28 protein-coding genes and 1 other annotated feature are annotated in these 26,120 nt (G+C 41.1%); of the genes, 20 read left to right on the top strand and 8 right to left on the bottom strand.

Annotation, left to right across the window (positions count from 1 at the left end):
• Positions 1–166 precede the first annotated feature (166 nt).
• The 4 genes from H4683_RS11470 to H4683_RS11455 form a co-directional block, all read right to left on the bottom strand.
• Entirely contained in the window at positions 167–1,057 is an 891-nt protein-coding gene (locus tag H4683_RS11470; RefSeq protein WP_192598979.1) for a glycine betaine ABC transporter substrate-binding protein, read from the bottom strand.
• A 2-nt stretch (positions 1,058–1,059) separates the two neighbouring features.
• Positions 1,060–1,713 (bottom strand): ABC transporter permease, encoded by a 654-nt coding sequence (locus H4683_RS11465; protein WP_192598978.1) that lies wholly within the window; start codon positions 1,711–1,713, stop codon positions 1,060–1,062.
• Complete coding sequence (locus H4683_RS11460; protein ID WP_192598977.1) at positions 1,710–2,840, bottom strand: betaine/proline/choline family ABC transporter ATP-binding protein; 1,131 nt, start codon at positions 2,838–2,840, stop codon at positions 1,710–1,712. The genes H4683_RS11465 and H4683_RS11460 overlap by 4 nt, the downstream gene beginning before the upstream one ends.
• 174 nt (positions 2,841–3,014) lie before the next feature.
• On the bottom strand, positions 3,015–3,236 hold the full coding sequence (locus H4683_RS11455) for a hypothetical protein (protein WP_192598976.1): 222 nt from the start codon (positions 3,234–3,236) through the stop codon (positions 3,015–3,017).
• Positions 3,237–3,297: 61 nt separating this feature from the next.
• Here H4683_RS11455 and H4683_RS11450 point away from each other — a divergent pair, with 61 nt between their 5' ends.
• From H4683_RS11450 to H4683_RS11425, 6 genes are all read left to right on the top strand, one after another.
• Complete coding sequence (locus H4683_RS11450; protein ID WP_192599072.1) at positions 3,298–3,975, top strand: response regulator transcription factor; 678 nt, start codon at positions 3,298–3,300, stop codon at positions 3,973–3,975.
• Between the two features lie 15 nt (positions 3,976–3,990).
• Positions 3,991–5,037: a sensor histidine kinase gene (locus H4683_RS11445; protein WP_225942051.1), complete on the top strand. Its 1,047-nt coding sequence runs from the start codon at positions 3,991–3,993 to the stop codon at positions 5,035–5,037.
• Positions 5,038–5,162: 125 nt separating this feature from the next.
• Positions 5,163–5,951, top strand: coding sequence for an ABC transporter ATP-binding protein (locus tag H4683_RS11440; protein WP_192598975.1), 789 nt, complete (start codon positions 5,163–5,165; stop codon positions 5,949–5,951).
• On the top strand, positions 5,935–7,920 hold the full coding sequence (locus tag H4683_RS11435) for an FtsX-like permease family protein (protein ID WP_338062460.1): 1,986 nt from the start codon (positions 5,935–5,937) through the stop codon (positions 7,918–7,920). Before H4683_RS11440 ends, H4683_RS11435 begins: the two co-directional genes overlap by 17 nt.
• A 240-nt stretch (positions 7,921–8,160) precedes the next feature.
• Positions 8,161–8,517, top strand: coding sequence for a YxeA family protein (locus H4683_RS11430; protein ID WP_192598973.1), 357 nt, complete (start codon positions 8,161–8,163; stop codon positions 8,515–8,517).
• Positions 8,518–8,669: 152 nt separating this feature from the next.
• Entirely contained in the window at positions 8,670–10,073 is a 1,404-nt protein-coding gene (locus H4683_RS11425; RefSeq protein WP_225942050.1) for an alanine/glycine:cation symporter family protein, read from the top strand.
• Between the two features lie 144 nt (positions 10,074–10,217).
• On the opposite strand, the gene argS is transcribed toward H4683_RS11425, so the two are convergent.
• A complete protein-coding gene (gene argS / locus H4683_RS11420; protein ID WP_420826558.1) occupies positions 10,218–11,888 on the bottom strand; it encodes an arginine--tRNA ligase in 1,671 nt (556 codons plus the stop codon).
• Between the two features lie 44 nt (positions 11,889–11,932).
• Positions 11,933–12,140: a binding site (T-box leader), on the bottom strand.
• 85 nt (positions 12,141–12,225) lie between these two features.
• On the opposite strand from argS, the gene H4683_RS11415 reads away from it, so the two are divergent.
• The 6 genes from H4683_RS11415 (at position 12,226) to H4683_RS11390 (ending at position 17,359) form a co-directional block, all read left to right on the top strand.
• Entirely contained in the window at positions 12,226–12,462 is a 237-nt protein-coding gene (locus H4683_RS11415) for a hypothetical protein (RefSeq protein ID WP_192598971.1), read from the top strand.
• A gap of 495 nt (positions 12,463–12,957) precedes the next feature.
• Positions 12,958–15,180: a ribonucleoside-diphosphate reductase subunit alpha gene (locus H4683_RS11410; protein ID WP_192598970.1), complete on the top strand. Its 2,223-nt coding sequence runs from the start codon at positions 12,958–12,960 to the stop codon at positions 15,178–15,180.
• The gene (locus tag H4683_RS11405; protein ID WP_192598969.1) at positions 15,165–15,605 is read left to right on the top strand and encodes a flavodoxin; all 441 of its coding nucleotides are present in this window, start codon (positions 15,165–15,167) and stop codon (positions 15,603–15,605) included. The genes H4683_RS11410 and H4683_RS11405 overlap by 16 nt, the downstream gene beginning before the upstream one ends.
• Positions 15,560–16,621, top strand: coding sequence for a ribonucleotide-diphosphate reductase subunit beta (locus H4683_RS11400; RefSeq protein WP_192598968.1), 1,062 nt, complete (start codon positions 15,560–15,562; stop codon positions 16,619–16,621). Before H4683_RS11405 ends, H4683_RS11400 begins: the two co-directional genes overlap by 46 nt.
• Positions 16,622–16,859: 238 nt before the next feature.
• Complete coding sequence (locus tag H4683_RS11395; RefSeq protein WP_192598967.1) at positions 16,860–17,111, top strand: type II toxin-antitoxin system Phd/YefM family antitoxin; 252 nt, start codon at positions 16,860–16,862, stop codon at positions 17,109–17,111.
• Positions 17,096–17,359 (top strand): Txe/YoeB family addiction module toxin, encoded by a 264-nt coding sequence (locus tag H4683_RS11390; RefSeq protein ID WP_192598966.1) that lies wholly within the window; start codon positions 17,096–17,098, stop codon positions 17,357–17,359. Before H4683_RS11395 ends, H4683_RS11390 begins: the two co-directional genes overlap by 16 nt.
• Before the next feature lie 190 nt (positions 17,360–17,549).
• On the opposite strand, the gene H4683_RS11385 is transcribed toward H4683_RS11390, so the two are convergent.
• The 3 genes from H4683_RS11385 to H4683_RS11375 form a co-directional block, all read right to left on the bottom strand.
• Complete coding sequence (locus H4683_RS11385) at positions 17,550–18,257, bottom strand: ABC transporter permease (protein ID WP_192598965.1); 708 nt, start codon at positions 18,255–18,257, stop codon at positions 17,550–17,552.
• Positions 18,254–19,102, bottom strand: coding sequence for an ABC transporter ATP-binding protein (locus tag H4683_RS11380; RefSeq protein WP_192598964.1), 849 nt, complete (start codon positions 19,100–19,102; stop codon positions 18,254–18,256). Before H4683_RS11380 ends, H4683_RS11385 begins: the two co-directional genes overlap by 4 nt.
• A gap of 194 nt (positions 19,103–19,296) precedes the next feature.
• Positions 19,297–20,316 (bottom strand): LytTR family transcriptional regulator DNA-binding domain-containing protein, encoded by a 1,020-nt coding sequence (locus tag H4683_RS11375; RefSeq protein ID WP_192598963.1) that lies wholly within the window; start codon positions 20,314–20,316, stop codon positions 19,297–19,299.
• A 223-nt stretch (positions 20,317–20,539) separates the two neighbouring features.
• Between H4683_RS11375 and sigY the strand changes: the two genes are divergently transcribed.
• The 8 genes from sigY (at position 20,540) to H4683_RS11335 (ending at position 25,843) form a co-directional block, all read left to right on the top strand.
• Positions 20,540–21,070: an RNA polymerase sigma factor SigY gene (gene sigY, locus H4683_RS11370; protein WP_192598962.1), complete on the top strand. Its 531-nt coding sequence runs from the start codon at positions 20,540–20,542 to the stop codon at positions 21,068–21,070.
• Positions 21,057–21,401 (top strand): YxlC family protein, encoded by a 345-nt coding sequence (locus H4683_RS11365; RefSeq protein WP_192598961.1) that lies wholly within the window; start codon positions 21,057–21,059, stop codon positions 21,399–21,401. The genes sigY and H4683_RS11365 overlap by 14 nt, the downstream gene beginning before the upstream one ends.
• A gap of 297 nt (positions 21,402–21,698) precedes the next feature.
• Entirely contained in the window at positions 21,699–21,902 is a 204-nt protein-coding gene (locus H4683_RS11360; protein ID WP_192598960.1) for a PLDc N-terminal domain-containing protein, read from the top strand.
• Complete coding sequence (locus H4683_RS11355; protein ID WP_192598959.1) at positions 21,902–22,807, top strand: ABC transporter ATP-binding protein; 906 nt, start codon at positions 21,902–21,904, stop codon at positions 22,805–22,807. Before H4683_RS11360 ends, H4683_RS11355 begins: the two co-directional genes overlap by 1 nt.
• Complete coding sequence (locus tag H4683_RS11350) at positions 22,804–23,583, top strand: ABC transporter permease (RefSeq protein ID WP_192598958.1); 780 nt, start codon at positions 22,804–22,806, stop codon at positions 23,581–23,583. Before H4683_RS11355 ends, H4683_RS11350 begins: the two co-directional genes overlap by 4 nt.
• A gap of 605 nt (positions 23,584–24,188) precedes the next feature.
• Positions 24,189–24,473, top strand: coding sequence for a hypothetical protein (locus H4683_RS11345; RefSeq protein ID WP_192598957.1), 285 nt, complete (start codon positions 24,189–24,191; stop codon positions 24,471–24,473).
• A gap of 209 nt (positions 24,474–24,682) precedes the next feature.
• Positions 24,683–25,441 carry a hypothetical protein gene (locus tag H4683_RS11340; protein WP_192598956.1) on the top strand — a complete coding sequence of 253 codons (759 nt, stop codon included), beginning with the start codon at positions 24,683–24,685 and terminating at the stop codon, positions 25,439–25,441.
• A 195-nt stretch (positions 25,442–25,636) separates the two neighbouring features.
• Entirely contained in the window at positions 25,637–25,843 is a 207-nt protein-coding gene (locus tag H4683_RS11335) for a hypothetical protein (RefSeq protein WP_192598955.1), read from the top strand.
• Positions 25,844–26,120 lie beyond the last annotated feature (277 nt).

Below are 26,120 nucleotides of genomic sequence, written 5' to 3'. Positions count from 1 at the left end.
ATAAAGTACTAATCCGGAAGTGAACCGCACTTAAAACTACTATAAAATGTCAAGGCGGTGATAACCCGAGTCAAGGCGGTGATAACCACCCCAATCCACCCGCCGACACCACAAATCATGCAACAAAAAAAGCGCACCTCCGTCTATCCAAGAGGTGCGCCCAAACTCAGTTTTCTTCCATCAAACCTGCTTCTACAAGAAATTCCTGTGCGACTCGTTCGACCATCATGCCTTCATTATCGACTTTGGCATTCATTTTTTGCATCGCTTCTTCGTCGATCATGCCTTCGAGTTGCTTCAGAACTTCCTCGATTTCGGGATATTCAACAAGTGTTTCTTTCCGTACGAGCGGAAGTGCGTGATACGGTGGGAAATAGGATTTATCATCTTCTAACACACGTAAATCGTACATTTGTAACTGTCCATCTGTCGTGTACGAGTTGATGACGTCCACTTCTTTGGCGTTAATGGAACGGTACATGATGCCGTGGTCCATTCCTTTAACATCCTTGAATTTCAAACCATATTCTTTCTGGAAACCTGGCAATCCGTCCGGTCGGTCAATAAATTCAAAAACCGCACCTAGTCTAAAATCCTCTGAAACTTTAGCAAAATCACTAAACGTCACGACACCAAGTTCTTCAGCTCTCGCTTCATCCAACGCCAGTGTATACGTATTGTTGAAGCCGAATGTATTGAAAGCGATGATGCCATCCCCGTCGACAAGTCGTTTCGTTGACGCCAGTGTTTCATCAGCCGTGCCTGGATCTTCGTGATAATAGTTAACGACAATCGTCCCCGTGTAATCAGGGATAACATCGATATGTCCATTTAACATTGCATTCCAGACGACATTCGAACCACCAAGATTTTCTTTGTAAATGACTTTAATAGCTGTTTTATCCTCAATCAATTGCCCCATTACATGCGACAAAATAATGCTTTCCGTATTGTTCCGAGAGCCGAGTGTCAGAGAATCTTTTTCGATGAAGATACACCCCGACAGCATACTCGCGACGAGAACAGTCAGGAAGAAGCGCATAAATCTTTTTTTCATAATTACTTCAATCCTTCCGGCGTTGTCCAACGTTCGACTGCACTAAAGAACGTTTCAAGGATGATGGCAAGAAGTGCGGCTGGAATTGCGCCAAGTAAAATTAGGCCGTCGATTCCGCGTGTAATTCCGAGGAAGATGAAATCACCGAGTCCGCCTGCGCCGATGAAAGCGGCAAGTGTAGCGGTACCAACGTTAATGACCGCGGCGGTACGAATGCCTGCCATAATAACAGGAATCGCAAGCGGAAGTTCCACTTTGAATAGAATCTGCATGCTCGTCATTCCCATCCCTTTTGCTGCTTCAGTCGTCGCTTTGTCTACGTCTTTAATTCCCGCGTAGGTATTTCGAATGATTGGCAACAAAGAATAAAGGAAGAGGGCTGCAATCGCCGTTTTCACACCAATCCCGAAAATTGGAATCATGAAACCAAGTAGCGCAAGGCTTGGAATCGTCTGCATGACGCCCGCGCCACCAAGTACAAGTGTCGTAAGCTTCGGAACTCGGGTAATCAAAATGCCGAGCGATATTCCAAGGACGATGGCAATTAACATCGAGAAGAAAACGAGCTGGATATGGACAGATGTCGCTTCAAGTACTTCTTTCCATCTCATTTGTGATTGTTCAACGAGCTGTTCCCAAATAGTTAAATTCTTCATTTACCTTCCTCCGTTTCTGTCCATTGGCTGGACATGGCGGATAATAGCGAACCGCGTGTAACAAGGCCTACTATTTTTTTTTGAGCGTCCACAACTGGAATCATGCCGTAAGGAGACTCGTCCATCATGATAATGGCGTCCTTGGCAGTCGCTGAATTAAGCAAGAAAAGTTCATCGGATAACATGATTTCATCAATTGTTTGGATGTCATCTAGTTTTTTTATGAGATCATAAGCGGATACAATGCCGAGTAATTTATTTTCATCGTCCACGACAATGAGGCTTGTTATTTTACGCTGACGGATAAGTGTAAGTGCTTTTTCAGGAGAACGTTGCGGGAGTGATGTGACGACTGTTTCCGACATGATATCGGTGACCGGCATTAGTTCTGGGTTTTGAATAATCCGGTGTTTTCCGATGAATTCTTCTACAAAACCGTGGGCTGGTTCGTGAAGCAGTTTCTCGGGTGTGTCTAATTGTAGAAGTTTTCCATCTTTCATAATTGCGATACGGTCGCCCATTTTCAACGCTTCATCCATATCATGCGTAACAAAAACAATCGTTTTATTTAACTTTTTGTGCAATGAAATCAGTTCGCCTTGTAACTGGTCTCGGGTAATCGGATCGAGTGCACTAAACGGTTCATCCATCAAAATAATATCCGGATTGGACGCAAGAGCTCTCGCAATTCCAACGCGTTGTTGTTGACCGCCAGAAAGTTCTTTCGGATAGCGGGTTGCGTAAATTTTAGGATCCAGACCAACCAAGTCAAGAAGTTCGTTTACCCGCGCCTTGATTCTTTTGCTGTTCCAACCTTTTAGCTGTGGCACAATGGCGATGTTCTTTTCAATCGTATAATGGGGGAATAATCCGATTTGCTGAATGACGTATCCGATACTTCGGCGTAGTTCTGACGCATTATATGAATTATTATCTTTGCCATCGATGGAAATCGTTCCACTTGTGTGTGGTTCCATCCGATTAATCATTTTCATCGTCGTCGTTTTTCCTGAACCGCTCGGCCCGATAAGTACAAGAAATTCACCTTTTTGAATCTCGAAATTGACAGACTTCACCGCTTGAAAGCCGTCGCCATACACTTTACTTACATTTTCAAATTTTAGCATGTGGACCTCCCATAGTTTTTTTAAACACTTTTTATTTCCGAATACTGTATGAAAAAATAACTCGGAGTTAATAAAAAAGAAGACATTTGTGCACCTATTCTATCCAGGTGACCTGTCTTACTAATCCAGTATATCATATTTCAGACAGATTTTCAGTTAAGTCAGCAAAATACGTTAATTCAGATAGATGGTGAGTACTTTATTTGGCTGGATAACATGGTGGAAAATGTAACAAAATGGTGAGGCGGTGATAAAGTGTTCCAAGGCGGTGATAACCCGTGCCAAGGCGGTGATAAAGTGTTTCAAGGCGGTGATAACCACGCTCAAGGCGGTGATAACTACGCTCAAGGCGGTGATAACCCATCCGCCCAACCCACATAACAACCCCACACCCAACTGTTCGTACCCACTCATTTCATTTACAATGAATGAAAGGAAGGGTGTGTCTAGGGTGGATATGAATATATTTATCGTTGAAGATGACGTTGCGATTTTTGATTTGCTTAAAGAGCGGCTTGGGCAATGGTCCTTCCATGTTACGGGGCCGACGGATTTTCATGATGTGATGGGGGCATTTTTGAATGATAAACCGCAGCTTGTTATTATGGATATCCAACTTCCTGCATATGACGGGTTTCATTGGTGTCGGGAAATTCGTGCCGTGTCGAAAGTGCCGATCATCTTTTTATCATCACGCGACCACCCGATGGACATGGTTATGGCCATGAATATGGGGGCGGATGATTATGTTCAGAAACCATTTCACACAGATGTGTTGCTGGCTAAAATTCAAGCGATTCTCCGACGAACCTATGCGTATGGGGAAGAGGCACCCGATGTTTTAGAGTGGAATGAAGCGGTTATTGATATGAAACGAGGCGTCATTCGAATGGATGGCACTGAAGTTGAACTAACGAAAAATGAGTTTTTCATCCTTGCCGTGCTCGTTCAATCAAAAGATGAAATCGTTTCGCGCGATGATCTTATCCGAAAGTTATGGGATGACGAGCGGTTCGTCAACGACAATACGTTGACAGTGAACGTGACAAGACTTCGTCAAAAGCTTGCGGATCTTGGACTCGGGGAAGCGATCGTGACGAAAAAAGGACTTGGCTATATGGCGATTACGCTGTAGAAAGGGGACGGGCATATGTTCATTCGCTATTTGAAAGATATGAAAAGCTGGATCTTCTTCTTCGTGTTTTCGCTTGCATTGACTGATTTACTCATTTGGCTCGACAAAGGGATTGATGTGAAGGCGAGTTCCACTGTTTACTTGAACATGCTGTTACTCATTGTGTTCATCACCTTCCTCATATGGCGTTACGTGAAGGAAATGAAATTTACGAATGCGCTTCATTCGCTCATAGAAGAGTTGGATGAAGATTGGGTTGAAGCATTGCCAACACCGCTCTTTCTTCGGGATGAAGTGACGAATGAAGTATTGCGTGCTGTGATGAATTCATCCAGACGGAGATTGTCCGAATTAAACAACGTACATATCATCGAAAGTGATTACACTTCCGCCTGGGTGCATGAAGCGAAAGCGCCGCTCACCGCGATGAAACTGGCGATTGACGCAAATCGTAGCGTCCCAGCCATACGGAAAATTGAAGCAGAGTGGCTGCGTGTCCATTTGCTCATCGATCAGCAACTCTATATTTCACGTTTACCCACGCTCGAAACAGATTATATCTTGGAGAAAACTAGCGTCAATCAGCTCGTCATAGCAGAAGTTCAGGAACTGGCTTCGTGGTGTATGGAGAAAAATGTTGCAATCGAAATCGAAGGTGAAAATAAGGAAATCGTCACAGATAGTAAATGGGGTCGCTTCATTGTCCGCCAGCTGTTAACAAATGCAGTGAAATATAGCCCGGACAGCGGAACAATCATCATCTCGGTAGCTGTAAAACCGAGTGGAAATACTGTCTTGACCCTAAAAGACGAAGGACCGGGCATTCCGCCACATGATCTACCCCGTATTTTCGATAAAGGATTCACGGGCGGCACAGGAAGACTACATAACGCCGCGACGGGACTCGGGCTATATCTCGCACAAGCCGTTGCAGGAAAAATAGGAATCACACTCGCCGCACAGTCCAAACAAGGACATGGAACAACGATGCAAATGACGTTTTCAACCGAAAATGATTTTGATAAAGTGAAACTTCAATCAGTGGGATCTTACTGCCCGTAATGCGGGATCAAACTCGAACATGACAACAATGTCACATTGACCAACCTGTTTGTCATCCAAATCAAACGACCGGGGTCAAACTGCGCGGTACGATAAGGATATGAAAAACAGGGAGGCAGTTTAGTATGAATGAAACAATTAAAACTACAAAAACAGTGTTACACGCCCAAAATGTTCGGAAATCATTTGGTACACGGAGCAATGTCCAACAAGTATTGAAAGGCATTGATCTTCGGGTCGCTGAAGGCGAATTTGTCGGCATCATGGGTGCTTCCGGGGCAGGAAAAACAACATTGCTCAACGTTCTCGCGACAATCGACCGTACAACAGAGGGGTCAATTCTTATCGAAGGCTCCGATATCTCTAAAATGAAAGACGCGGAATTATCCGCTTTTCGGCGCAATAAACTCGGATTCATCTTCCAAGACTATAATCTACTCGATACACTGACGGTGAAAGAGAATATTTTACTTCCTATATCACTCGGTAAAATGAAGAAAAGAGTGGCAGAAGAAGAGTTCAATGCAATTGCAGACATCCTCGGAATTAAAGAGCTTGCCAACAAATACCCTCATGAAATTTCAGGCGGTCAAAAGCAGCGGACATCTGCGGCACGCGCCCTCATTAACAAGCCATCCATGGTATTTGCGGATGAACCAACCGGTGCCCTTGATTCGAAATCGGCTTCATCACTGCTCGGTACGTTGGAAGATGTCAATAAAAAACGGGGCGTCACAATCATGATGGTAACGCATGACCCGCTTGCATCGAGCTATTGCAGTCGTATCGTCTTCTTGAAAGATGGCAATATTTACTCGGAATTGTACCGTGGTGACAAAACGAGACAAGTCTTCTTCCAAGAAATCTTGAAAGTCCAAGGCGTTCTTGGGGGTGACAGTGTTGACACTATTTGACCTTGTCGTTCGTAGTATGCGGAAGAATATTAAGCATTACTATTTGTATTTCTTTGCATTAATATTTAGCGTTGTCCTCTATTTTGTATTTTCGACATTGGAACAAGATTCGGCTGTCCTTGATCGGTCTGGTGGCAGTATGGGTTTGGCATTCAAAGTGGCTGGCATTCTTCTGATATTGATCGCAGGCATTTTCGTTGTTTACGCAAATGCGATTTTTTTGAAAAGGCGAAGCCGAGAAATCGGTTTGTATCAATTGATCGGACTGTCAAAAAATAAGGTTGCACGCCTTCTTATTATTGAAAACGTTCTTCTTAGCGCAGGGGCACTTATTATCGGGATTGGGGCAGGTATGCTCGTGTCGCGTTTGTTTTTACTTCTACTTATGAAGCTTATTGGACATGAGGGCTTCATTACCGTGTCGTTTTCGCTTGCGGCAATTATTCAAACAATCATCGTATTCATGGTGATTAGTACACTCACATCCATACAAATGCTGTTTACTGTTCGTCGAAGCACGCTGCTTGGTTTATTCAATGCTGAGAAAAAAGGCGAACAACCTAAAAAGCCTAGAACATTTAGATCAGCCGTATTGGCCCTTCTAGGAATCGGCCTCATCGTATTTGGTTATTGGTTATCAGGAAATATGATGAATAAATGGCTTCTCTTTAATATGTTAGCCGTACTTGCGTCAACGATATTGGGAACATATCTTGTATTTCGTGTCACAATTAGCTGGTTGTTTTATCAAATTCGGTCGAGAAAACAGGGACATCTAGGGTTGAATAATAGTTTGTCGCTAGGATCACTCATGCATCGAATGAAGGGGAACGCCAACTCACTCACGATTATTACGGTTTTATCAGCGATGACACTTACAATGCTTGCGGGTGCGTATTCACTTTATTACGCGACAGAGAAGGTAACGCGTTACGTGATGCCGTATGATTTCATGTTTGACGAAGATCAACAAGATGAAGAATGGATGGAACGATATGGATTCAACGAAGTATCTGTGGAGGAATTTGAAGCTGGACTAAAAGAAAAAGGCATAGCGTATACAACGGAAACCATCGAATTACTTGGGGTAGAAGGAACGTATGAAAAAGGGGTTTTCCCTATTTTGATCGGTAAGATGGAAGGAATCTATAACACGTATATGGTAAGTGCCAAGCAATTGCAAAAGGCTGGGTTCCAAGTAGAAACACCAAAATCAGGAACTCTACTTCTTCATTATGCGCAATGGGGGTCCATGCTGAAAGATATAAAAGTCCCCTTCGAGGTGAACGTTACAAGTATTGAACCAGCAAGCGCATTTACCGCTGTAAAGTATGGTGCGGGGGACGTTGTGAACGCAAGTTGGGGACCTCAATTTGTAGTCAATGACGCCGATTTTGAAAAGTATAAAAGCGCTATGGATCAAGAAAATATGCTAAATATAAGTGAGGAAAGAGTAGTGCGGAATGTCCGAGTTTTTAATGTGGCTGATAAAGGCCAGCTCGCCATTGCATCGGGTATCCGCAACCAAAATAGAAGCGAGGGTTCATGGTCCCACGGCATCGATTACTATTCAATGTATGAAGATTCCATCAAGGTAAATGGATTGTTGATCTTCATCGCCGGATTTCTAGGCCTTGTGTTCTTAATTTCAACGGGAAGCATCCTGTACTTCAAGCAGATGACCGAAGCGGAACAGGAAAAACAAAGTTATGCAACGCTTCGCCAACTTGGTTTTACAGTGAAAGACATTATGCGGGGTATTATCCGTAAACAGGTATTCGTCTTCGGTTTGCCGCTGTTAATTGGCTTGCTTCATTCGATATTTGCCATCAAATCTGCATCATTCATTTTTATGTCTGATATTACAGTGCCGACAGCGATTGCAATGGGTGTTTACGCGTTGATTTATTTAACCTTTGCATTCTTAACGATTGGTTACTACCGGAAAACGGTGAAAGCAGCTTTATAACTACAGGACTCGGGACATTGTAAATAGTTTTTTGTAGTCTGGAATCATCAATCAGTAATCACCTTTGTTCGTATCAAAGGGTTTCCGGGGGAAATAGCATAGAATTTTAGCAAAAAAGCTACAATAAACTATTTTAGTTATAGTGAAACTTAAACCCTTTAAAGTATTGACTTTTGGTTTCCTGGTTACCATCCAAATTCGCATTGTCCCGAGTCCTGAACTAGAAAAGGTGGATAGAATATGAAAAAAGGTATCGCGGCACTCGTAGTTATAGCCGTTATCATTGGTGTGGTTTTCGGTTTCAGGAATGTGAATCTAAACAGATTAGGTGCAGTTAGTCATTATGTTCAAATCACGGAAAGTGGTACTAAAATAGAAGATACGATAAGTACGGGAGAGGTAATTGTCAGATATGAATACACATTGCCTGCTTATAATAAAGAAGGAAATAAAAAAGAACTTACATTTAGGAGCAATCACGAACTGCGTAAAGATGCGTATTTAAACTTATTTTTAAAGGATGGTAAGGGAGTCACTTCCTATCAAGAAGTGAAAAAGGAAGAGATTCCAGCTGAAGCAATGAAAAAATTAAAGTGACCAAATTATTTTGACACCCCACCAGAATTGACGCTGGTGGGGTTTTCATTATGGAAATTTATTCTGGACTATTAGAGTTCTATAAATTTCATCGAAAATAGGGTAAAGTGTTCTATAAGACTTGATTAGACGAGGAAGAGGAGGGAAATTCAATGATAATGGATGTATTGGAATGGCTGGTTGGTCCAGCGAATAATTTTATCTGGACATATATATTGATAGGCTTTCTTTTATTAATCGGCATTTATTTCACCATACGTACGAAATTTGTCCAAGTGCGGTTGTTCAGGGAAATGTTCCGCCTCGTCGTAGAGAAAAAGGACAGCAACGACGGGGTCTCACCTTTCCAAGCATTCACAATTAGTGCGGCTTCCCGCGTCGGAACGGGGAACGTAACCGGTGTGGCGCTTGCCATCGGAATCGGTGGACCGGGTGCAGTGTTCTGGATGTGGATCATCGCAATCATCGGGATGGCCACAGCTTTCGTGGAGAGTACACTCGCACAAATTTATAAGGTGAAGGACGGCGATACGTTCCGCGGAGGTCCCGCTTATTATATGCAAAAAGCGCTTGGTTTCCGTAAATTAGGGGTTGTTTTTGCGATTCTATTGACGCTGTGTTTTGGATTTATCTTCAATGCGGTGCAGTCGAATACAATCAGCCAATCATTCATGGATGTCTTTGGCATACCTGACTGGCTAATTGGTTTAAGTTTGGTCTTCTTAACGGCCATTGTCATTTTTGGCGGAGTCAAGCGGATTGTCAAAGTGACGCAGTTAATCGTCCCAGTTATGGCGACGTTTTACCTGATTGTTGCCCTTTACATTGTCGCTATGAATATCACAGAAGTTCCGGCGATGTTCAAATTGATCATTGAACATGCTTTCGGCATACAGGAAATGGTAGGTGGCGGTATCGGTGCTGCAATGATGCAAGGCGTTCGCCGCGGCCTATTTTCAAACGAAGCAGGGATGGGGAGCGTTCCAAATGCAGCAGCAACGGCAAACGTCTCCCACCCAGCGAAGCAAGGCCTTGTTCAAAGTCTAGGCGTATTTTTCGACACAATCATGATTTGCTCAGCAACAGCTTTCATCATCCTGCTCGCCGGACTTTATGGAAATGGGGAACAAGATGGAATTCTTTTGACGCAAGCATCGATGGCAGTACATGTCGGGGCATGGGCACCTTATTTCATCGCGATCGCCATCATGTTCTTTGCATTTAGCTCGATTGTTGGGAATTACTATTACGGTGAGACGAACATCGAATTCATCAATGCCCATAAAAGCTGGATGACGCTTTATCGCATCTCGGTTCTTGGCATGGTTATGTTTGGTGCTATGGCGAAAGTTAGCCTCGTTTGGGATATGGCAGACCTCTTCATGGGATTAATGGCGGTATTGAACCTAACCGTCCTCCTCTTGCTAGGTAAAGTCGCTTTCAAAGTGTTGGACGACTTCTCTACGCAGCGGAATAAAGGACTGAATCCCGTCTTCAAAGCAAGTTCGATTCCAGGACTCAAGGGTGCGGAGTGCTGGGAAGACAAGGATAAGTGATTAGCTACGACAATAAACCCACCAGCGTCCAAGCGGATACTGGTGGGTTTTTAGTTTTGCTAGCAAAGCGACTGATCTTCCGCACAAGCGACCAATCCCACTAGCGAAGCGACTGATCTTTCGCTCAAGCGACCAATTCCCAACTCACATCTCTTCCGGCGCCTGCATCCCCAAAAGTCGTAGCGATTCTTTCAGAACAATCGTGACACAGGTGACAAGTGCGATTCTATAAAATCTATGCGCGGAATCCGACAACACCTGGACATTCCCGTAGAACGAGTTAAAGGCTTGCGCAAGATCGACTGCGTACTTCGCAACGATGGAGGGGTCGAGTTCATCAGTAGCACGCTTCACGGTATGCGGAAATAGCCCAAGCATTCGCACGATGGCCCACTCAAAATCATTCACTCCTTCTATCATAAAGGCGTTCGTTTCACCGGCTTTTCTCAACACCGAATGTGCTCGGGCATTCGCATACTGCACATACGGCCCAGTCTCACCCTCGGTTTGCAGCATGGATGCCAAGTCAAATTCGATATCGTGTTTGCGGTGTTGCTTCAGATCACTGAAAATGATGGCGCCGACTCCAATGGCTTCGGCGACTTCCGTTTTATTTAATAAATCAGGATTTTTCGCCTCAATTGTGGACTGTGCAAGGGCAATTGCATCGTTCAAAACTTCTTCCAACAACACAATTTTCCCTTTGCGCGTCGACATCTTTTTTCCATCTTTCAAAATGAGTCCGAATGGCATATGTTGAATACACTCCGACCATTCGTGGCCCATTTTATGGAGCACTTTTTTAAATTGTGTGAAGTGTAAACTCTGTTCATTTCCAACGACGTAAAGCGATTTCACGAAGTCGTAAGTCGCTTTCCTATCTAAAGCCGCAGTTAAATCCCGAGTCGCATACAGCGTTGCCCCATCTGATTTTTTTATCAAACAAGGCGGCATTCCTTCATCGAGTTGAACGATTAACGCCCCATCCGATTCAATCAATAAACCCTTTTCAGCCAGCTCATCGACAATAGGTCCCATTTTATCATTATAATAAGCCTCACCATTATAGGAGTCGAACGTCACACCTAACAAATCGTAGATACGTTGAAACTCCTTCAAGGATTCCGTCTTGAACCATTTCCATAGCGCAAGTGCCTCAGAATCGCCATCTTCAAGCGCTTTGAAGGCAGCTCTTCCCTCGTCATTCAGTGAGTCATTCTGCTCGGCTTCCTCATGAAAGCGGATGTACAACCTCAAAAGCGTTTCGATTGGCGCAATCTTTACTTCCTCTTCATTTCCCCATTTTCGATACGCCGTGAGCAGCTTCCCAAATTGCGTCCCCCAATCACCGATATAATTGATTTTCACAATCTTGAAACCAATCTTTTCAAGCAATAAAGCAATCGAATTTCCAATAACAGTCGAGCGCAGATGGCCCATGGAGAATGGCTTCGCAATATTAGGAGAAGATAAATCTATCGTGATTGTCTCTTCATTGCCCTCATTAGAAGCTCCATAGGATGAGGATTGCTCCAGAATCGTTTGAAGAAGGGAACTAGCAATGGTAGTGCGATCCAGAAAAATATTAACATAACCGTTTACAGCCGCTGCTTGACGGATTAACGGGTGATCAATCGCCTTTGCAATGTCCTCCGCAATAACGATAGGTGATTTCCTTAATTCCTTGGCAAAAGGGAAACAGGGTAGTGCCCAGTCGCCCAAATGTGTATGAACAGGACTTTCTAACATGTTTTCATCTAACGGAATCGGACAGAATTGTTGTAGTACTTGTACAATAGTCGCTTTCATCCTCAACACTCCTTTTGAATTAAAATACAAAAAAAGCCCTCGCCTCAAACTAATGAGACGAAAGCTTAGCTTCCGCGGTACCACTCAACTTGCCCTGAAATTGGGCCACTTTCTCATAACGGCGAGACACCGGCGCTTCCTACTACTTTCGGAATAGCATCTTCGAAATGCGGTTCACAAGCATTTTCCACCAGGCTCACACCGTCCCCAGTTCGCTAAAGAAAAATGGGTTGCTACTCTTTTCGTCATAGATATTGTATTTGAATGTAGCAAATCGAGATGTGGATGTCAATAAAACTAGATTTAATTGCAGATAGAGCGATTTTTTCCATATGGATGAAAATTGAGTGCGTCACGCTGTGATAAAGAGTTAGTTACCGATGAAACCAAGTTTAATTTTGGTGAAAAATGTCAAGGCGGTGATAAAGTGTACCAAGGCGGTGATAACCTACATCAAGGCGGTGATAAAGTGTGCCAAGGCGGTGATAACCCGACCCAAGGCGGTGATAACCTACATCAAGGCGGTGATAACTTACAACATGTTGAGTTAAACAATAAAACTCGGATAGCCCCTCACTAAAAGTCGATCGAACCCCAACTCAAAACCTACAGAAAAACGAAATAAGAAATCGACTGCGTGATTGAAAAATACACTGAGCTAAACTTTTTTTTGACCTGAATTATTGTTTATAACATTTGCGTAAACTGTGAGAATGTCGGTGATATCGGTCACTGTGATGAGGGAAAATGGCTGTGGATATGTGGATAAGTTATTGATTGTTGTTTTAGTAAACTTTCTGCCTATTTACAGGGGTATACACAACATGTTAGGGTGTACAGAGCGAACTAGACACTACATATAGTATTATTCAATGGTGGACACCCATTGTTGGTTTGAAGAAAATCAAGTTAAATGCTTGATGTTTCTCCATAACCGCGAGTGCTATACATACAACTAATGTGGACTAGCATAACAGCGCACAAAAAAGCTGATTCAGCATCTAGAGGATAGCGAAACAACTTGAAAACTAAAAAAGTCAAGCAATGATTTTTCATATAAAAGGAGACAAATCACATGACAATTATTATTGAAAAAACAGGTATCAACCAACTTCTAGAAAAACTACAAACTGAATTCGGAGCAGAAAAAATTGCACCCCTTCTCATAGCCAGCCAAAAATGGGAGCAGAGGTATCCGGGAGCGACAGATTCAGAATGGTCGAAAGCGATGATTTTGGAGACGCTCAGTATCATTGACGAAACAGCAACGTATTGGACGTTTGTGGCGGCACGTATTTATCTTCAAGACGTTTATGTTCGCCAAGAACAAAATCGGGGCGTTCAAGTCTATACCGACTTTGCAGAAAACGTCACTCGACTCGTTGAAAAAGGGTTATACACGCCTGTTTTGACGAGCAAATATTCATTTGAAGAATTAAAAGCGCTAGGCAGCCTAATTGATCCAGAGCGGGACAAGTTGTTTACCTACATTGGCTTGAAAACACTAGTAGACCGCTATGTTGCTGTGGATTTCAACAAACAATCGGTTGAACTTCCACAAGAGCGTTGGCTTGTGATTGCAATGACATTGATGCAGAACGAAACGGCCAATCGTCTTGGAAAAGTTGCTGAATCCTACTGGGCGATGAGTAATTTGTATATGACAGTCGCGACACCTACATTGTCCAACGCAGGTAAACCACATGGTCAGCTATCAAGTTGCTTCATTGACACAGTCGATGATTCACTACAAGGTATTTACGATAGCAACACGGATATCGCCAATCTGTCGAAATACGGCGGCGGCATTGGTGTTTACATGGGAAAAGTTCGTAGCCGTGGTTCATCTATCCGTGGATTCAAAGGCGCGTCAAGTGGCGTTCTACCGTGGATTAAACAATTGAATAACACTGCAGTAAGTGTTGATCAGCTTGGTCAACGTCAAGGAGCAATTGCGGTCTATCTCGATGTTTTCCACAAAGATATCTTCACATTCATGGATCTTAAATTGAATAATGGGGACGATCGGTTACGCGCACATGATGTTTTCACCGGCGTCTGTCTTCCGGATCTATTCATGGAACAAATCGAAGTGCGCGGAGAATGGCATTTATTTGACCCACATGAAGTTCGTACTGTAATGGGGTACTCATTGGAAGATTATTATGATGAAACCAAGGGTGCAGGTTCCTTCCGCGAAAAATACGAGGAATGTGTGAACCATCCGGAACTTAGCAAAGAAACAGTCCCAGCAATCGATATTATGAAACGAATCATGCGCAGCCAGCTTGAAACAGGCGTGCCATTCATGTTTTACCGCGATGAAGTGAACCGTGCGAATCCGAACAAGCATGAAGGAATGATTTATTCATCAAATTTATGTACAGAAATCATGCAAAATATGAGCGCTACACAATTCGAATCTGTAACACTTGAAGATGATGTCGTTGTCACGCGTTCTAAACCAGGTGATTTTGTCGTCTGTAATTTATCGTCCATCAATCTAGGACGTGCAGTCCCAGCTGACGTATTGGAGCGGCTCATCAAAGTTCAAGTTCGTATGCTCGATAACGTCATTGACCTCAATAAAATACCGGTCGTTCAAGCGCAACGTACAAACGCCCGTTACCGTGGTATCGGACTCGGCACATTTGGTTGGCATCATCTACTTGCACTGAAAAATATTCAGTGGGAGTCGGACGAGGCAGTGGACTACGCGGATACACTTTACGAAAAAATTGCTTATCTAACAATCTCTTCGTCAATGGAAATAGCGAAAGAAAAAGGATCTTACCCATTATTCGAAGGATCGGATTGGCAGACAGGGAATTACTTTGAAAGCAGAGGGTATGACTCGAAAGCATGGAACGAACTTCGTAACGACGTTGCAACAAACGGTATGCGAAACGGCTATTTGATGGCCGTTGCACCGAATAGCTCGACGTCAGTTATCGCCGGTTCTACGGCTTCAATCGATCCCGTGTTCAAACCGTTTTACCATGAAGAAAAGAAAGACTATAAATTACCGGTCATCGCGCCTGATCTAGATCACAACACGTATGATGTATACCGTCGTTCTGCGTATATCGTTGATCAACGTTGGTCTGTTAAACAAAACGCAGCAAGACAGCGTCATATCGACCAAGCGATTTCCTTCAACCTTTACGTACCCAATACGATTCGCGCGTCTGTTCTACTTGAACTTCATGTACAAGCTTGGAAGTCTGGCATGAAGACGACGTATTACACACGGTCAACCGCGACGGAAATTGAAGAGTGCGAATGGTGTCATTCCTAATTGCCTACGCTTCTTTGAGTGGAAACACGAAAGAAGTGGCAGATCTAATCGCAGAGACGCTAATCGCTGAAGGCATGGAAGTAACGACATATCGAATCGGTGGGGGAGTCATGCCGACCCTCCATCAGTTTGATGCGATGATTATTGGCTCGTTTACATGGGGCAAAGGTGAAACGCCTGACGAAGTAAAGAATTTCGTTGCAGATATCGGCTATAAACCGGATAGCGTGTATGTCTTCGGGACAGGGGACACCCAATTCGGGGGCGATATATTATTTTGTCATGCAGCAGTGAAACTGGCCCGGTTTTACGGATCAACCTATGATCCATTGAGAATTGAACAAAGCCCACGAGGCAAACAACAAAAAATAGTAATCGAATGGTCGAAAGGAGTCCTAAAACATTGGAAACACTTACACGAGTGAAAATACTCGAACCAGCAAACCCCAATAAATCTACGGCAATTTTCGGTGGAAAAGCGAGCGGAATTCTAAACTGGAACGACATCGCACACCCACATTTCTATACATTGCGACAACAAATACGTGCGCTATTCTGGACAGCAAATGAAGTGGACATGACGCAAGATGTGAAACAGTTCGCCTCTTTGACAGCAAGGGAACAGGATGCATTTTTGAAAGTCACCGGTTTACTTGCAACGCTTGATGGACCACAGACAGTCATAGCAATGAAAATAGCTGATTTCACGACCGATCCCTCGGTAAAATCAATCATGGCAACAATTGCTGATCAGGAGAGCGAGCATAACCATAGCTATGCTTACGTTCTATCTTCTGTTACAACGCTCGACAAGCAAATGGCCTCCTTTGAAATGGGTCGCACGGATGAGGTACTCATGCGCCGCAACGAGCGGATTGTTGATGTATATAATGATTTCTCAGAAAATCCAACAATTGATTCAGCACTAAAAGCGATGATTTATACTACGTTATTAGAGGGTTTATTTTTCTATAGTGGTTTTGCATTCTTTTACAATTTAGCTCGCAATCAAAAAATGGTTGGAACTTCAACAATGATTTCTTATATTAACCGCGATGAATTACAACATGGTAAAGCGATGAGTGACATATTCCGTGCAGCACTCGCTGAAAACCCTGAATACAATACAGATGAATTCACGGAATGGATTTATGATCAATACCGTCATTCTGTAGAACAGGAAGTTATCTGGAGCCGCTACGTACTAGCAGACATCGACGGCATCGACCTTGAAGTGATGGAAGGTTACGTGAAATACCGAGCAAACAAAATGCTTCGTATGCTAGGACTTAGTGAAATCTACCCAGAATTCACCGACAACCCTATGAAATGGATTCGTGCCTACGTCGACAACTTCGACGACACAAAAACGGATTTCTTCGAACAATCTTCACGCCAATATGTAAAAACGAGTGAATTAAATGGGTTTGATGATTTGTGATTCAAAAATAGTGGAGATTTAGATAAAAAAACGCATACACCATTGTCGTGTATGCGTTTTTACGTTCGCAAAAATAATAAAAGAACGTGACTTCCGTTAATAATAATACTGTGAAAAAGAAAGTGATAGGATGAGTATGGGTGGGTAAAGTAGCAAAAATCCACCACACTGTACATAATAGAATTAGAACGTACCATTATCTGTACGTCTAAATTCAAAGGGTGAAAAGAGGGATCTTTTGAAAAATATCAATGCAACAAACGCAAGAAAAGATTTATTTAACCTCATTCGAGAAACAAACGAGAGCAGCACACCGATTGAAATAAATAGTAAAAATGGCGATGCGATTCTTGTCTCAAAATCAGATTGGGAATCGATTCATGAAACACTTTATATTTATTCCGTGCCAGACCTGACCGAATCAATTCTCCAAGATGAAGCATCAGATGAATACATTGATTCGAAGGACATCAAATGGGATACATTATAAAAATATCACAACGTTGTCTAAAAGACTTTTCGAAACTAAAAAGGGCAGGATTTCTCGATAAGGTTCAGGCGCTTATTAGCGTTTTAGAAGAAAATCCGTATGAAAACCCTCCGCCATACAAGAAATTAGTTGGTGACTTGAAAGATTATTATAGTCGTCGTGTCAACATTCAACATAGACTTATCTATAGGGTTGACGAGGAAAATAAAACACTCTATGTCAGAAGAGCATGGACGCGTTATGAGTGAACAACATGGATGGTTTTTATCCCGCATTAACGGGCACTAAGACTCCCTGAAATCACTTCAACCCAAAAATTTATACAAGTACACAGCAATTAAACCAATTCCAACCCCAATTATAAGCTTACTAAATTGCCTTATGGTAAAGGAACCTCCCTATAAAAATTCAGCAGTCTCACAAATGAGTTCCTTTACATTAATCCACCATCCGCTTCCGATAAACGACTACTGTCAGTGCAAAGATGACAACAACCCATGCCGCGATAATCCCCAAGTTGGAAAGTACATCACCAAATCCAGCACCTACTTCCACTTTTGTAGCCAAATCAATGAGTTGGATGTTTGGCAAATAGTTTGCAACTTTCAAGATTGGATATTGATCTACAAACCCCATAACGAAAGAGCCGAAAGAAAATACGATAATGACTGGCATCACAAAGAAAGATGCTTCCATGACAGATTTCGTCAACAGTCCGAGCAATGTGCCCATCCCGATATAGAAAAATGAAGATAAAACAATGGCGATGGCTACGACTCCGATATTTGCGGGCTTATACTCTACCAAGAATGCACTGAAAAAGATAATAATGATGGTAAGCACGAATGATAATAAGCTTTTTCCACCGAGAATTTCTGAGGTAGTCGCAGGAGAAAGCATTAATCCGCGCAACGTATTTTTCTCTTTTTCTTCTGCAATCAGGCAACATTGTACAAATGTTGCTACCATCCCGAATGTCATGTTAATAATCGTATAATGTGCATCAATGGAATCCATACCCATTCGGCTATAGAACGCTGCTAGGATTAATGGCATGAAGATGATCGAAGAGACGGCCATATTCCGAGAAAAGTCTTTCAAGTCTTTTTGAAAAATCGCGTGAACTCGTTTCATTGAAAATGTCATGCCAATTTCCTCCCTGTCACTTGTACGAAAATATCTCCTAATGTCGGTTCATTCGAATGGACTGTAACTACTTGATTGTCTTTCATTAATTCAAATAGCTGCTCTGCGCCTTCCGTACCCGCTGGCAGGACGACTTTTTCATCATTGATTAACTCGACAGTAATTGTTGAATCTGAATAATTTCTCTTTAGTTTTTTCGGCGTGTCCAATAGCTGGATTTTTCCTTTATCTAAAAATGCAATCCGATCGCATAGTGTTTCTGCTTCATGCATGTCATGTGTCGACAGGAAAATGGTCGTTCCTTTCGCATTGAGTGCACGTAAACCTTCGTAAATATGGCGCGTATTCACGGGATCGAGCGCAGAAGTCGGCTCGTCGAGAAACAGCAGTTCCGGTTCATGAAGTAAAGCACGTGCAAGGACCACTCGTTGCGTCATTCCTTTTGATAATAAAGAAACCTTCTTCGACTTCTCTGCTATCAAATTAACTCCGTCAAGTACTTCATTAATTTTCGAGAGCGGTACATCGTACAGGTCACAATACAGTTTCAAGTTATCATAAATTGAAAGTCTCCCATATAGACCGCTATTATCCGTTAGAACACCAAAACGTTTACGGAATGACGATTTCTTCAGATTGGAAACGGGCTCCCCGAAAACAGTCGCTTCTCCATTCGTAGGATTTAATTGCCCAGTTAAAATTTTAATCGTTGTCGTTTTTCCGGATCCACTAGGACCAAGAAAGCCAAAAATTTCTCCTTTTTTAACACAGAAATCGACGCTCTCAAGTGCAGTTTGGTTTGCAAAAACTTTAGCTAATGCCTTCACTTCGATAATATTCTCCATATTCATCCTCCTGAATCGTGAGTTGTATATTTCGTACTTGCAACTTTAGATTAAGGGAAGATGAACTTAAAAACATCATATTTCGGGTGAAAAGAGTCGTATTGGGGTTGAATGGAGCATTTTCAACACTGAATATCCACTATTATTGTTGGTTTATGCAGAATATTCCCCAGGAAATAAGTCGTAAGTTGTCATTATTTCAGACCAAGCATTACTTTTAAGTCCGCCATTTTCGTTTTTGAAAGGGGAATTGTCGATTTTTCAGCGTCATCCAAAACAAGGCTGAAACTATTTCTTGTCCATGTAATAACTTCTCGAACTTTTTGTAGATTGACAATGTATGAGCGATGACAACGGAAAAATCCGAATGGTAATAGACGTTCTTCCAACTCGTTCAAGGTGAAAACACTTGGGAATGACTCTCCCTTTATATGTAAAAATGATTGTCCATCATTGCTTTCGATGTAGTCGATTTCCGGTGGGTCGAACAGAACGATTTTTTCATTTACCTTCGTAGGTATTTTTTCGAAACGGACGGGTTGGATGGAATCAGTTATTTCGGAAGTATCTTCATCAAGCGATTCTTCACTAATTCCAATCTGAATCGTATGAAGTCCATTTTCATCCAACCGATAGATTTCATCAGCTGCCGTAACTGCACTTTCCATATTCCCTGTTAAGATAAGAACACTTTTCTCAGCACTTCGAAGTTGGTGGAGGAGTGTGATGAAAATTCGTTTTGACTCAATATCGAGGTTTTGATCGGGTTCCTCAAATAGGTAAACGGCTGGATTTTGAAGAAGTAGGCATGCAAATTGGACACGTTTTTTCTCCGAATAGGATAAGCGTGACGTTTTCACTTTGCGTTTTGATTCCAACTGAACTGTGCGGATGATGTCTTCAATGCGATCGCTGGAACTATGCAGTCGCTTGAAAAAAGTTAAGGTTTCCTCGACAGTCAATCGATCGTACAAGCCGCCATCGAGAAAAAGAAACCCGATATCCCGTCTATTAGAAATAATATTGCTACCAGCGATCCGGATCTCTCCGTTGGAAAGGAGTGTTTTCCCAAGAAGCAAGTCAAGCAACTGCTCACGAACATTGACGCTTGAATGGATTGCAACAACGTTTCCAGCCTGTACAGATAGGTCGAAAGAAGGGAACAAAAGTGTGTCATTTATACGTTTTTCTGCATTAATAAATTGGAGTGGCATGTCATAATCCTCATCTCTCTATATACTATAAAACGTTTGCGCTGTCTGTATTATAGCAGAGATATAATTGAGAATGAGCGTGAGGACATTATGAATAATATTTTCAAAACCGTAAGAATATGCATATGCTTTAGTTGCATATGCTTATATTTATTTTGAAAATGAACGATTTTACCCAGTTAGTCGTATTACATATAGAACATTATAGTATGGAGTAGATCTCATGGATGAAAAGGATTTAATTCGAAGGGCGAAAAAAGGAGATACATTGGCGCTTTCGAAACTGCTAGAACAGAATTATTCATTCCTCGTAAAGTATTTAATGAAAGTTACCCTTCATCCACAAATCGCAGAAGATTTAACACAAGAAACGATGATGAAGTGTATTGAAAAAATCCAACTGTATAATGGTAAATCCAAGTTTTCCTCATGGCTCATCACAATCGCAACGAACCTTTTCATCGATCAACAGCGTAGAAAGAAGCGGGAGAAAAACTGGCTAGAGCAGGAACGAGCGCTCCGGAAAATGAAATGGAATGCAGCCAATATGAACGAAGAATGGACAGATGTACTTGATGTACTTGCCCATATTAATGAAGAAATACGTATGCCAATCGTGTTAAAGCATTATTACGGATATTCATATGAAGAAATCGGAAAAATTATGGGTATTGCAGAAGGAACAGTAAAATCTCGAGTTTCAAATGGTCTAAAAAGGGTAAGAAAGGAGTTGGCTGAACTTGAAGGAGTATGATTCTAAAAATAGTAATTCTATGTTGGATGATGAAGATGAATTAACGGTTAAGCAATTAATAGATGGTTTAGAAAAACTGGATCAATGGAATCCGGTATCTACTCCAAACTTACAATGGTTTCAACAGAATGTTGAATTAGAGAAAAAAAGAATACGAGAAAAACAATGGAAAGACCTCCTCACGTTTATCTCTGTTGCAGTATTTGTGCTTTCGGTTGTGATTGCTGTCGTTTATCGTCAGCCAATTATTTTTCTTTATTTTCAGCTTGTGGGGATTATCTTATTGCCCTTAGCTCTTAACAAAACTAGAAAGAAGGTCAGTAATGAATGAACTCAAACGAACTAAGTAGCACACCCCTTTGGTTATTGGTCGTGATTGCATTCATTCTGATTTGCCAGAGCTCATGGATGTTTTGGGATGCACAGAAGAGGGGACACAATGCTTGGCTATGGGGCTTTTTAGGCCTTATTCAATTTCCAATGTATCTTATTATCTATCTTATTTTTGTAAGAAAAATATTTAAAAGAAAGGTCTCAGGCTCAAATTCCTGAGATTTTTTTTATTTTATTTTTTCGTGAGTGAACGAGTAGACGAACGTAATCGTATTAAGGGTAGGGGGAGAAAAAAATGAATGAACTGTTAAATGGAATCCCATGGGGAGCGATTGTGCCAATTCTTGTCTTACACTTAATTCTTATGATTACCGCATTAGTTTCTTGTATTAGAGAAGAAAAAACGAACGGACCAAAATGGTTGTGGATCCTTATTATTCTCTTTATCAACTTAATAGGACCAGTGCTTTATTTCGTTATTGGAAGGAGAAATGATTAATGGAGTTATTAAAGGCAAGCGATTTAGTAAAAAGATTTGGAAATACGAATGCTGTTAAAGGAATCAATTTTCATATTGAAGAAGGCAGGTGCGTTTCATTACTTGGACCAAATGGAGCAGGAAAAACAACGACATTAAAAATGCTATCCGGATTGTTGAAACCGACTTCAGGCAGTATTGATTTTAAAGGGGAAAAAGCAAAGGATTTAAGGAAATTTATTGGGTATTTACCTCAATATCCTGCTTTCTATAATTGGATGAGCGGAAAGGAGTTTCTTGTTTTCATAGGACAATTAGCAAAGTTGAATCGTAAAGAAGCAGAAAAAAGAAGTGAAGAATTACTTGAACGAGTGGGGCTCACAAATGCGAAGAAAAGAAAAATAGGGGGTTATTCTGGTGGAATGAAGCAGCGCCTCGGATTGGCACAGGCACTAATTCATCGTCCGAAATTACTTATTTTAGATGAGCCTGTTTCAGCACTCGATCCACTTGGGAGACGGGAAGTGTTGGACATGATGAGAGAGATTAAAGAGGAAACAACAATTCTCTTCTCAACTCATGTCCTTCACGATGCAGAAGAAATAAGTGACGACATTCTTATCATGCATGCCGGGGAAATTGCGATATCAGGTAGCCTGGGAAGTGTAATGGAAGAGTATCGACAACCTATTTTACAAATTGAATTCGAATCACAGGCTGCCGATTGGCTAAAGAGCATAGCGAGTTATAGCTTTGTATCTGAAGTAAACATTCAAGGTAATAAAGCCAGCATCGTATTAAAAGATATGGTAAATGGGAAGCAAATATTATTAAAAGATATCGTGGATAGAAAACTTCCGATTCGTAAGTTCGAGATTTCTCAAACGACATTAGAAGATTTATTTATGAAGGTGGTGAAGGCATGACACAATGGACTGTTCTTTATCGAAAAGAAATGATGGAAATGGTGCGAAATTATAAATTTTTATGGATACCCATTATCTTTATTTTGCTAGGTGTCATGCAGCCGGTTAGTTCGTATTATATGCCGGAAATTTTGGACACTTTTGGCGGTCTTCCAGAAGGTACAATCCTTGAAATGCCTACTCCAACTGGGGCAGAAGTATTAATGAAGGTTCTATCTATTTATGGGATGCTTGGTGTACTTATTCTTGTTTTGAGTGCAATGGGTGTCGTTTCCGCAGAAAGACAGAGTGGAGTAGCAGGTATGGTCATGATTAAACCAGTTCCTTATTCCTCGTATATATTATCGAAATGGGCTGGGTTACTTACAATTACACTCATTTCATTGTTTATCGGATATGTAGCTTCTTGGTATTATACGAGTTTACTCATTGAAACAGTCGCTTTTGAGCGCATTTTTCAAAGTGGAGTGATCTACAGCATATGGTTAGTTTTTGTTGTTACATTGACGCTCTTTTTTAGTACGATAATGAAAGGAAATGGCAGCGTCGCTTTTGTTACAATTTTTGTGGTCTTTGCCATTTCGACGGTTACATCCATTCTAGGAAAGTATATGAAATGGAGTCCGGCTACGATGACTGAGCACACAGGACAGGTCTTGTTGTCAGGAGAACTAAATTCTAGTTTCTTGCTAGCTTTTATTACAACAATTGCTATTCTCATCGTCATTCTCATCTCATCCATACAAATCTTTAAGCAAAAAGAGTTATTGGAATAAAAAAGGTATCCTACTGTGTGTAATCTTTTTTTATGAAGTTTATGAAATACTTGACTTAAAATTTAGGGGGCTTTACTTCAATAACATTATGCAGCAATAGGACATGTTTGTGGAGGATTATAAGCCTGATTCCTAGCCGAAAAGACGGAGAAATCAGTCTCTCTATCTTTAAATCCTCAACGTCATAAATCAGTACTTCCCTCATAACACCCATTGGTAAATGCGATGACAATCAGTGGTAGATATCATGGAAACCGTTGGTAAAAAACATGGTAGAAGTTGTACATTATTAAGGCTGTAATCAATTGATTACGGCCTTAATAATATACCAATGTTGATATACTTCTTACTGCTGAATGACAAGGGATGTACTAGTAAATGACAAATAATTACCATCCTACATCTTCTTGATGATTAAAGTTAAAAAGACATACGTATTTTGAATTGTAAATGTTATACTTGTTGTACTAATTTGAAAGATTTTCAATAAGAACTGTCTTCGACAACCGGACCATATTGTTGTGAAATGAATTGCACATATTCTTGAAAAACCGGTCCAATTGACAATAGAGCAGACTAAGCAAAAAGTTGAGGGGTGGAAATTCATGTCGCTGTTAAAACGTTTTGCCTTTTGGTTTCCTGTAATGGCAGTCATTCACTACATATTTGAATTGTTGTGGAACCCAGTTAAAGACATAGTATTCGCCTTCGATCCCTTGCTAGCAAAAATATTTGGAGTGCTGAACAGTCATGGTTTTCTGTATGATAACGAACATTTTAAAATACTTTTTTCAGGCTTTTTGGTGCACTTTTTCTTGTGGTTAATCTATGGTGTTATTATTGATTACATTCTCAATGTGTTATTCAGGCAAAATAGAAAAGATGACTAAGAGTGCGTGCCTATTAAGTCTGCAGATGGGGAGAGATTAATTGCTACTACCTAAATGTGGAGTGAAAAATATGTTTTTGTTAAAGCTCAAAGCAAATAGAAAAAAATTAAGTTTTATTAAACTAACCGTGCGATAGCCGAATAAGTATTTGCCACAATCGGGCCATTTAGTTGGGGAATGAAAAGAGTGTCCAATGCGAGGGGGATCATATGAGTCCTAGTGAAAATATATATTTTTTTCTGATTGGGGTTCCAATAGTAGTTGCGGTTATTTTTATTTGGCTTATTTTTAGAAAAAGAAAAAAGATTGCAATTGTGTTCTCTAGCATGCTGGTCATTGGATATGTAGGTTACTATACTTATTATCCAACGCTTAAAGAAAACCAACATGCAAAGCGATACGAGCAAGTGGACTCTTATTTAACGGAAAAATATCCGGACGGAATTTTCACCATTTCACCCGAACAATATGAAGAAGGACATAGGGTCGGTGACTTTTATGTGAGTGATATTGAAACGCCAAGGATAGGAGCCACATTACATGTTGATAAAGAAGGGCTAGTAACACAAACAAGCTGGTGGTCGAATTCCGACAATCCTACTCAACGAGAAGTTTGGAGAACAATCGAGTTCAGTTATGGAGAATCTTATACGTTAGATAAAAAGATCGCAGATATCACGAAAGAAGATGAATGGATTGATGGTGAACTAACGGCTTTTGCGTTAATAATTAACGACATTCCTGCTATTGCTTTATTTAATTACTCAAGAGAAGGTTATGGCTTGGTAGAATTAAAAGAAGAAGAACGTGATGGATTTGTGATTATGGAAGAAAGTGACTATATATTTATTTATGTAGATGAACGGTATCAGGGAGAAACGATTACGGTTAATTTAGAAAATGGTGAAGAGTTTTCATTAAACGTCCAGCAACAAAAAGGCCAATTAATTGTTGAGAAACAGAAATAATCACTATCATGAATTTTCATTAAGGGGCGCGTTTGTGGAAGATTATAAGTCTGATTCCTAGCTGAAAAGACAGAGGAATTAGGCTTTTTTATCTTTAAATCCTCAACGTTATGAGTTAGTACTTCCCTCATAACACCCATTGGTAAATGCAATGACAATCAGTGGTAGATTTCATGGCAACCGCTGGTAAAAAACATGGTAGAAGTGGTACGTTCAATTAACGATCATGCAAAACAGAACGGGAGATTAGAAAGCAAATGGGATACAGAAGTCATTGCATCGACAATTGTTAGTATCTTTTTTCATACTATGATGTCTTGGTTATTACCACATCACCAGAAGTCTGATATCGTCAAAATGTTTCAACAACACTTCGACGTCGTGTGGGGTGGAATAAGATAGACTCTCGGAGTTCCTAGAGCGAAATCAGCGATATATCCGATTATTTACTGGGAATTAGGCATAATTGATAATCTAGGACTTCTTTTTTAAGGCATTTTCAAAAATACGCATACCAAAGAAACATCACGAGTAATTTTTTTTTGAAAAAGACTTAAGCTACAGACGGAAAAATATGACCTTTCAGAAACGCAAGTTCATCTTTTCGATGAACATACCAAGCATCTATATGCTGGCACATCATGATTCCGAAAATGCGAATGGTCCACATCATCGTAGA

It is taken from the genome of Sporosarcina limicola, assembly GCF_014873855.1.
GTDB lineage: Bacteria > Bacillota > Bacilli > Bacillales_A > Planococcaceae > Sporosarcina > Sporosarcina limicola.
Note: the sequence above shows the minus strand (reverse complement) of the source record. Positions and strands in the feature narration are given on the sequence as shown.